This is a genomic window from Sphingomonas sp. 10B4 (assembly GCF_035019905.1).
Lineage (GTDB): Bacteria > Pseudomonadota > Alphaproteobacteria > Sphingomonadales > Sphingomonadaceae > Sphingomonas > Sphingomonas glacialis.
In genome coordinates this window covers 1-6,739 of record NZ_JASJVC010000115.1, presented here as the reverse complement: position 1 = coordinate 6,739, position 6,739 = coordinate 1, and the positions used below count along the sequence as shown (strand labels likewise).

At 61.6% G+C, this 6,739-nt stretch carries 8 protein-coding genes; 2 read left to right on the top strand and 6 right to left on the bottom strand.

Annotated features, from left to right (window positions below; all coding sequences use genetic code 11):
• Nucleotides 1–259: 259 nt before the first annotated feature.
• On the bottom strand, nucleotides 260–772 hold the full coding sequence (locus QN347_RS18440) for a hypothetical protein (protein WP_322164254.1): 513 nt from the start codon (nucleotides 770–772) through the stop codon (nucleotides 260–262).
• 336 nt (nucleotides 773–1,108) lie between these two features.
• Nucleotides 1,109–1,822: a sigma-70 family RNA polymerase sigma factor gene (locus tag QN347_RS18435; protein WP_322164253.1), complete on the bottom strand. Its 714-nt coding sequence runs from the start codon at nucleotides 1,820–1,822 to the stop codon at nucleotides 1,109–1,111.
• A gap of 165 nt (nucleotides 1,823–1,987) precedes the next feature.
• Between QN347_RS18435 and QN347_RS18430 the strand changes: the two genes are divergently transcribed.
• On the top strand, nucleotides 1,988–2,494 hold the full coding sequence (locus QN347_RS18430; RefSeq protein WP_322164252.1) for a hypothetical protein: 507 nt from the start codon (nucleotides 1,988–1,990) through the stop codon (nucleotides 2,492–2,494).
• Nucleotides 2,495–2,521: 27 nt separating this feature from the next.
• On the top strand, nucleotides 2,522–2,869 hold the full coding sequence (locus QN347_RS18425) for a hypothetical protein (RefSeq protein ID WP_322164251.1): 348 nt from the start codon (nucleotides 2,522–2,524) through the stop codon (nucleotides 2,867–2,869).
• 139 nt (nucleotides 2,870–3,008) lie between these two features.
• Here the strand turns inward: QN347_RS18425 and QN347_RS21020 are convergent, their stop codons facing one another.
• The 4 genes from QN347_RS21020 to QN347_RS18410 form a co-directional block, all read right to left on the bottom strand.
• Nucleotides 3,009–3,380 carry a PilZ domain-containing protein gene (locus QN347_RS21020; RefSeq protein ID WP_416194532.1) on the bottom strand — a complete coding sequence of 124 codons (372 nt, stop codon included), beginning with the start codon at nucleotides 3,378–3,380 and terminating at the stop codon, nucleotides 3,009–3,011.
• A 226-nt stretch (nucleotides 3,381–3,606) separates the two neighbouring features.
• Nucleotides 3,607–4,467, bottom strand: a complete 861-nt coding sequence (gene istB / locus QN347_RS18420) for an IS21-like element helper ATPase IstB (RefSeq protein ID WP_322164250.1) — start codon at nucleotides 4,465–4,467, stop codon at nucleotides 3,607–3,609.
• Nucleotides 4,464–5,951 (bottom strand): IS21 family transposase, encoded by a 1,488-nt coding sequence (istA, locus tag QN347_RS18415; protein WP_322164249.1) that lies wholly within the window; start codon nucleotides 5,949–5,951, stop codon nucleotides 4,464–4,466. The genes istB and istA overlap by 4 nt, the downstream gene beginning before the upstream one ends.
• A 268-nt stretch (nucleotides 5,952–6,219) precedes the next feature.
• Nucleotides 6,220–6,420: a hypothetical protein gene (locus QN347_RS18410; protein WP_322164248.1), complete on the bottom strand. Its 201-nt coding sequence runs from the start codon at nucleotides 6,418–6,420 to the stop codon at nucleotides 6,220–6,222.
• Nucleotides 6,421–6,739: the final 319 nt, after the last annotated feature.

Sequence of the window (6,739 nt, the reverse complement as noted above, 5' to 3'; positions counted from 1 at the left end):
CTGTTCGGCAGCCATGCTGGCCACCTTCAGGCAGAAACTCCACTTAACAGCCTGTCCAAATTTGCCGAGCCACCTCTATGAACCGCTGGGCCTCGCGTAAACGGCTTCTGGCGGCCCCAAGGGGCGGCCAGACGACAGAATTACGCCTTGTTCGGCTTGCGCGCTCGGGCAGAGGAAACCCGTCACCGTCTACGCCGCTGCTCACGACTTTTCACACGCTCTGTGTGATTTTCGCATCACGAACGCGGGAAACTGTTGGTCAGTTGCCGGCTGGCTTTTGAGCTTGGTCCGACGACAGCTGCCGTGCACACAACCCTTGCGGATGCCAGGCTTGCATCAACGTTGTTGGAGGCATGTCCGCATCGTGAAGGATGAGGGCAAAGCCTTGCCGGGGAACAGTGCCGATGGCCATTAGAAGCATTGGTGGTCCGGCCTCGATCATGAGGCTAGTTCCTGGTCCGCGCGCCGTCTGAACGCCGGCCGGGGTTTCGAGGCACGTGTCGCCGCTCACAGCAAAGAACGCCTCTGGCCCGGAATGGACGTGCAGCGGTGCCTTGGTGCCAGGTGTGAAAATTGATCGAAGGTATTCGGCAGCATAGCGAGTCGCGGGGGCGACCGGTAAGGATCCTACAGTCGAGACATGCTTACCGCCTTTGGGATGCCATGCTTTTCTCGCAAGCGTAAATAGCCAGGTTGAGCCGAACGACTCCACGACCACGCTGGTTTTCGCGGCGCCCGCTTCGGCGGCAGTTATCGACGTGAAACGATCCAAGTGCCAGAAGAGTTTGCCGGCCGGTAGCGACGGAAGCTCCGCTCGAGATAGCAGGCAGGCGGGACCAGGTTGCTCGACGGTACCGCATGGACGCGTTGTTGCCTGAGCGAAGACTGGGAAAGTCCAAGCGGCAGCCAAGGTCGCGGCCAGAACGACAAACAATGCTCGCATACGCTCACCTCCCAAGCGAGAGGATGTCTGGTTTCAGGCGTGTCTGCAAGCCGCGGACGGCCGCAAGTACGGGTTAGCCGACCCACTTCGCCCCGCGGTACTGATGCAAAATCTTTGAGTTTGGCATCGGGAATGACCGATTTTTACGGTCATTTTATAATGCGGCTATCCGATCAGCACGCCTTTCCAGTCGCGGCGTTCCGGAGGTTTCTCCTTGGGTACGCTTGTTGAGAACGGCCGGGCATCGGAGTCGTCGACCAGTTGCCGGAGACGCGTCCTGCCGCGCGCAACCCGGCTCTTGAAGGTGCCTTCCGGGATGGCGAGCTGGCATGCGGCATCCTCGATCGAGATGCCCTTTCCGGCGAGCAGCACCGCATCGCGGTGGTTTGGACTGAGTTGGCCGAGCGCCCATCCAATGTCGCGCAATTCCACCGCCTGATCCTGGCCGCCCTCGGCACCGGGCAGGCGGTCGAAAGCTTCCTCCGGCAGGCTGGCATGGAAACGATCACGGCGATGAGCCGAAAGAAAGCTGTTGCGCATCACCACCCGGCTCCAGGCCCCGAGATTGCTGCCTGGCTCGAAGCTTTTCCGGGCCGACCAGCACCGCAGCATCGTGTCTTGGAGAAGATCGTCGGCATCGAAGCTGTTACCGGTCAGGCGACGGGCATGGGCGCGTAGCAGCGCTCTGTGGCGATCGAGAAGCTCCGCAAAAGGCGTATCGGCCGTGACCATCTTGTCGAAGCGTGTGTGGTACATGTCTACATCTCCGCTCGTTTCAAATCGGATCCCCTGTACGCCCGGGTTTCTTGCTGGCTGATGAGCGCCGCGTGCCATCGTCACCCGCCAGTCCTTGTCGGTCGTCAAGGAAACATCGATCATCACGACACGCAAGAGAGCGCGGCGCTGATCCGCGCAAACCGATTGGCTCCGGTATAAAAGGGCCGATAAGGCCATAAATGAACCTCCGATAACAATCGTGTTCAGCACGATTTCACAGCGACTCACCTACAACGGCATGATTGGATCATTCCGAGGAGACAAGCCGTGAAGAAGACGTTGATCTCAGCCTTGATAACCTCAAGCGTAGCTCTCGCGGCAATCGCTGCGGCTCCTGCATCGGCCCAGGATTACTACGGTCGCCAAGTCTATCACCAGCAGTATCAGGGTGAGGGCGATGGATATGATCAGGACGCGAATTATCAGAACTACCGTCAGCAGCGCGAATATCAGCGCTACCAGCAGCAGCGTCGCGCCCAGTATGAGCATCGCTATCAGCGGAGCCGCTACCAGGGCTACTACAATGCACGCGAGTCCCAGGACTACGCGGATCGTGGCGACTATCCGCAGCAGCAGACGTATTATCAGGGGCAGCGCTGCAAATCCGGTACCACTGGGGCTATCCTCGGCGCAGTTGCCGGCGGCCTGCTCGGGCGTGAAATTGGCCGGGGTGGTCAATATGACCGCCCGAGCACGACAGGCCTTATTCTTGGTGCAGGTGGTGGCGCGTTGGCTGGCCGTGCAATCGAGCGCAGCGGGAACGACTGCCGGTAACACTGTGATCGTGTGAAGGAAGAAACCATGATGAACGTTCGCAAACTCGCTATGACGGTTGCATTGGTGACTGCCTCGGCCTTCGTGCTAGCCTCTCCTGCGTCGGCCCAAAGCTTCGGTGGTATTACGCTGAGCTTTGGGTCCGGGGGCTACAACAGCTACTCTTATGATGATGACGACAACTACCCTGCAAGCAGCTATTACACGTACGGCGTGCCACAGTATCAAAACTATTCTTACTACAGTCGACCCAGTTACGAGTGGCAAGAGCGAGCGCGCCTCGAACAGCGGCGCGCGGCGCAGCAAAGGCGGCTCTACTGGGAGCACGAACGTCGCGAGCATCAGCACTGGCGCGATGATGAGGACGACAATTAACGCTACGAGGGCATCCGGCTCGATAGGTTGGGCTGAGTGCCCTGAGGGCCTGGGCGGGAGCCGCGCCGTTCGACCAGCGGGATCGAGATAAGCACCTGAAAAATAGTTGGGCGTAGCGACCCACCGCGACCTATGATTGCTATCGACGGTAAGGGTTCCGCAGGTCACCGGCCCATCCAGCGGTAGGACCGGGAGATGGATCAGACTTTTTGTGATTGGAAACCTGCTTTGGCTTCAGCGCCGCTCGTGTGCGTGCTTGGTCTGGATCAATCACCGTCGCAAACTTCAAGCCGGCCCACCCATCGGCAATCCAGACCACGGTTGCCGGCACGGCCTCCAGCGATCCGACGGTTATGACGACAGTAGCTCCTTTCCGAAGCGCGTCGCCCTGATCGACACGGACACCCCCGCTAGAGAGATCCCGTACCTTGTGGGTGCGAGCATGGTTCCCCCCGAACTGCTCGATAGTTGCGGCTAGCAGCACGCTGGTACGCACGGCGCGTTCCGCCATGGGCGGGGTATCTCTCGCGGGTGGTATATCTGTAGCGATTGGCGTTTCGCAGCTTGGCATGCGCTTGCTCCTAGCCCGCCAGAATTAAGAATCAATTCGTCCTGTGTCAACGCCGGTCGGATTCCAGGCCAGCGGGGCGGAGTAAAAGCAGGCCATTGTTGATGCGAGCCTGACGATATGAAGAGGGCCCCGATCGGGGCCCTCTTCATATCGTTGTCGTCGTTGATCAGGCGGTGGTGATCTCGCCGGTTTCGGGGTCGATGATCTCAGTGGCCTGGTTTTGCTCCGCCCTGGCGGCGGAGCGTCGGCGCCCGGCGGACTCCTTCAGCCGGTAGCTATCGCCATTCATCGTCAGGATGCTGACGTGGTGGGTGAGCCGGTCGAGCAGCGCGCCGGTGAGCCGCTCGCTTCCCAGCACCTGGGTCCAGTCCTCGAACGGCAGGTTGGAGGTGACGATAGTGGAGCCACGCTCATATCTTTGGGAGAACACCTCGAACAGCAGCTCGGCGCCCGTGGGCGACAGCGGCACATAGCCAAGCTCGTCGATGATCAGCAGCTTCACCGCGGCAAGGTCGCGCTGCATTTTCAGCAGGCGGCGTTCGTCGCGCGCTTCCAGCAGCTGGCTGACCAGCGCCGCCGCGGTCGTGAACGTCACCGTAAAGCCCTTCTGGCAGGCGGCCAGGCCGAGGGCGAGCGCGACATGCGTCTTGCCCGTGCCGCTGTTGCCTAGCGCGATGATGTTCTCGCGCCGCAGAACATACTCACAGCGGGCAAGCTCCAGGACGAGCATCTTGTTGAGGCTCGGGATGGCGGTAAACTCGAACGTGTCGAAGCTCTTCACCGCCGGGAACCGTGCCGCCCTGATACGCCGCTCGATCGTGCGCCGTTCGCGATCGATCAGCTCGAGCTCGATAAGCCGCAACAGATAGCGCGGGTGATCGGTGCCATCGTGCGCGCACTCGCGGGCCACCTTGTCATACTCGCGCAGCACGGTGGGCAGCTTCAACTGCTTGAGGTGATGGGCCAGCAGCACCTGCGGCGTGCCGCTCATCGTGCCGACCGGCATCGTATCAGGTGCGCCGCTCATGCCGCCAGCACCGCGTAGTCGGCGGCCGAGGTCGTCTTCACCGCTGTTCGCGGCAGGTGCGGATACGCCGCCAGGTCGAGCCGGGCGGGTCGCCGCTCGATGCGCGCCAGCGCGATCAGCTTGATCGCATCGAACCCGACCGCACCGATCTGGATCGCATGGGTCACCGCGCCCGTGACGACGTCGAGCGGCAGCGCCTCCAGCAGGCGCAGCACCTGGATAAACTCACGCTTGCCCCGGTTGCCCATCCGAGCTTCGAGCAGGTGTCGCAGGTGCTGGAACACATCCGGCAACGCCCAGCCCTGCAACGCTGCGGCTTGGTCGAGCGCGCCGGGCTTGGTCTCGATCAACGCCAGATAGTGGAGCGGGTTGGCGACGAACACGCCCTCGCCATAGCACCGCTGGTGGCGAGCGATCTCCTTGCCGCCGCACAGGATCACCACCTCGGCGACGAAGCCCTTCACCACCACGTCCTGGAAGCCGTAAGCGGTCGGCACTGAGTAGTCGTTGGTCCGATAGCGCACGAGCGCCATCGACGAGACCCGCCCGCTGCGCTTCTCGCAGGGCTCCAACGGCACCGCCGGCAGCGGTTGCAGCGCTGCGCGATCGACCACTAGACGCTCGCCGATCGTCTCGGCATGGCGGCCGGCATGATCGCGCTGTCGAGCGCGGCAGCGCTCTTCCAGCATAATGTTCAGATCGTCGAAGCTGGCAGCGTGCGGGACCGGCACCATGAAGTTGGCGCGCGAGAACTTGACCAGCCCTTCGACCTTGCCCTTGTCGTTGCCCTTGGCCGGTCGCGCGAAGCGATCGCGGAACAGGTAATGGCTGCACAACTCGGTGAAGGCACGCGTGCGTTCGCGCCTCCCGTCGCCCAGGATCTTTGCCACCGCGATCGTCGTGTTGTCGTACAGGATCGACAGCGGCACGCCGCCGAAGAATGCGAACGCCGACACATGCCCGTCGAGGAACGCCTCCGTCGTCTCGCGCGGATAGGCCTTCACAAAGCAGGCATCCGACTGCGGCAGGTCCATGCACAGGAAGTGGATCTTCTGGCGCACCCCGCCGATCACGCCGACCGCCTCGCCAAAATCCACCTGCGCATGACCCGGCGGGTGTGCCAGCGGCACGAACGTCTCGCGCCCGCGCGCCCGGCAAAGCCGGACATGATCCTTCACCACGGTATATCCGCCGGCAAAGCCATGCTCGTCGCGCAGCCGTTCGAAGATCCGCTTGGCCGTATGCCGCTGCTTCACAGGCGCTGTCTGGTCCGCTGCCAGGATCGCATCGATCACAGGCAGCAGCGGCCCCAGATTCGGCTTCGCCGCCGGTTCCTTGCGCGTATATCCCGGTGGCAACGAGAACCGGCACATCCTGGCCACCGTCTCCCGGTTCAGCCCGAACACACGCGCCGCCTCGCGACGGCTGTGACCCTCAACGAACACGAAGCGCCGAACGGCGGCATAACTCTCCACGCCAAACATCCCCGGCCGCTCCTAAAAGAAGCAGCCTTACCAACGGCTGGATTTTACTCCGCCACGCTCAGCACCGCGCCGGCGTTCCGATGGCCTGCTTTGTCACCGGCGCATCCACTCAACAAGCACAGTCGAATAGCGAGGCGAACGCGCGCGCGCGCCGCTTCGCTTCCATCGACGTGGACCAGTAAATCACGAAACAAGATCGTTCTCCGCTTGGTCGTGATGCCAATGTCGGGCAGGAAAATTGGAGCGAGACGAACCCGCTCCAATATGCTCACTTCTTAGCGTGCGCAACGCTTTTGCCGTGCGCTTCGGTCGACATCTTGTGTGCCGCTTCCGACTGACCGTGCGCCTTGGTCGAGTGCTCCAGCCCCTTGGCATGATCGCCTTTACCGTGATGCTCGGCGGCCGTGCGGTGCGTCTTGGCCGTCGCTTCATGATGCTCGGCGGCCTTGGTGTGCGATGCTTGTGGCATGATCAGTTCCTTCGGGGTTGGGGAACTGACAGCTAATGATTTGGAACAAGGAAGCTAACCTTCGGAATCTACCTAGCTGTAGGCGCTTGCAATCGTCAGGGAAACTGCTCGCGAAGGCCCGGCAGCAACCTGTAATAAAGCAAAACCGAGCGGTTGTAACACCTCCCGCGAACGGTCGTTTATTGGCCAGTTCCCGTTGTGCAACACCGAAGTCCATGTTTAACTTCAACTCCGTTCCATCTCTAAGAGCCCGATCCGAAACTAAGTTGAGTGGTATCAGCGGGTTAGCTTGACGCCAGCCCAAGTCATTGATTCAGGG